Below are 1,429 nucleotides of genomic sequence, written 5' to 3' on the forward strand. Positions count from 1 at the left end.
CGCCTGGATGGAGAAGGGCTCGCGCAGCGTCTCGCGGTTCACGGGCAGCCGCTGACGCCGAAGCGTGCCCAGTGCCGCGCCGAGCGCGTACACGCAGAACACCGCAGAGCGGGTGAGCAGCAGCCCCTGCTCGCTGCTGAAAAGCAGCTGCCCCATCGGCGTACTGAGTCGGGGCGAGGACATGCGCATCGCCATTTCCAGCGCATGGGCGATGGCCACCGACAGGATCAGCATCAGCACCGGGCTGATCGCATCGGAAAACCGCTGGTCCGAATCCTTGCCGAGCTCGCGGCGGGTGTAGAGGGCGACCTCGCCGGGGTGAATCAGTACCCGCCAGAACATCCGCGGATAGAACACCAGCCAGCCGACCAGCTCGTAGAGGAATTCTTCCAGCGATCGCAGCAGTCGTATGAGGTCCATGACCGCTGTGGATAGCGTGCGGCGCGTGAAGCCGGGATCACGGGCGGGGTCTGCGCCTGCGATGCAGCTGTCCCCCCGACTTCTGGCAGTCACCGCCGGCCGATGCTCTCGTAGCGTTCGGGCTGCCCACAAGCAATGCTGGGCAACCTGGTGGCCCACCGGCAGCTGTTCCAATGGGGCATTGCCACCTTCCTGGTCGAGCAGGTCGCCTTCCTGCTATCCCTGAGCCTGTTCCGTCTGCTGCAGCACACGCATCGCGCCACAGCGGTGGCCGCGGGGTGACATTCGCACTGGGTCTGGTACCGCGCCCAGCTGACAGGTGGCCGTTTTCAACCCGCTTTACGAATCATGCTGTCGCAGCCAAGCGGGCATTGCCTGCGCATGTTCAGCAAGTCCCAGCTGACGTCGGGTCCGAGTGATCATGCTGGCGATTTCTGCTTCGAATTCAGCGCCGTTCTGCACACTGCAGAGAAGCGCCTCGCATCGGTGCTTGAGGTTGATCGCCCACGGCACGTCGTGCGGATCGGCAATGATCTTCTCGAACAGTTGCCTGCTCTGGTCAACCGCACCAGAAACGCCTGCCGCGACTGCCGCGTGGTAGTGGCCCCATAACGACAGGCCTGCGTTGGCTGCCATCCAGGCCTCCACGTGCGAAGGCGATGCGAAACGCTCCCGCAATGCGAGCACCTCCTGCCCCGCGCGTTCGGCCAGGAACGTCGCCGCCAGTGCGAACTGCGCGTCACTGATGAATTCGTGGAAACCCTCGACCCTGTGGCCGGCATCGAATGACAGGAAGTCCTTCTCATTCCAGAGGAAGCACGCCCCAACGTTCAGATAACTTCCTTTGCTCCACGAAGACTGCTGGAATTCAACCATCCCGACCCACCACCCCTGGTCGTCCAGCCAGACTCTGGAGCGCCCTTTCTGCACACAGCCCAGGGGGCGGAGATGGGTTCTGGCCGCTACGGTGATCAAGCGCGAATGTGCGGGTGCCGGCATTGGATGCATC

2 protein-coding genes and 1 pseudogene are annotated in these 1,429 nt (G+C 63.7%); 1 reads left to right on the forward strand and 2 read right to left on the reverse strand.

Translation table 11 applies throughout. The features are described 5' to 3' along the window. A pseudogene (locus tag AC1VAN_RS21765) lies at positions 1-420 on the reverse strand (hypothetical protein); the annotation flags it as partial. 135 nt (positions 421-555) lie between these two features. On the opposite strand from AC1VAN_RS21765, the gene AC1VAN_RS21770 reads away from it, so the two are divergent. Continuing rightward, positions 556-702 (forward strand): hypothetical protein, encoded by a 147-nt coding sequence (locus AC1VAN_RS21770; protein ID WP_161763242.1) that lies wholly within the window; start codon positions 556-558, stop codon positions 700-702. Positions 703-759: 57 nt separating this feature from the next. Here AC1VAN_RS21770 and AC1VAN_RS21775 read toward each other — a convergent pair. Next, positions 760-1,429 (reverse strand): hypothetical protein (locus tag AC1VAN_RS21775; protein WP_480986737.1); only part of this gene is annotated, 670 nt, incomplete at its 5' end.

Source organism: Stenotrophomonas sp. 05L44_2, assembly GCF_056665995.1.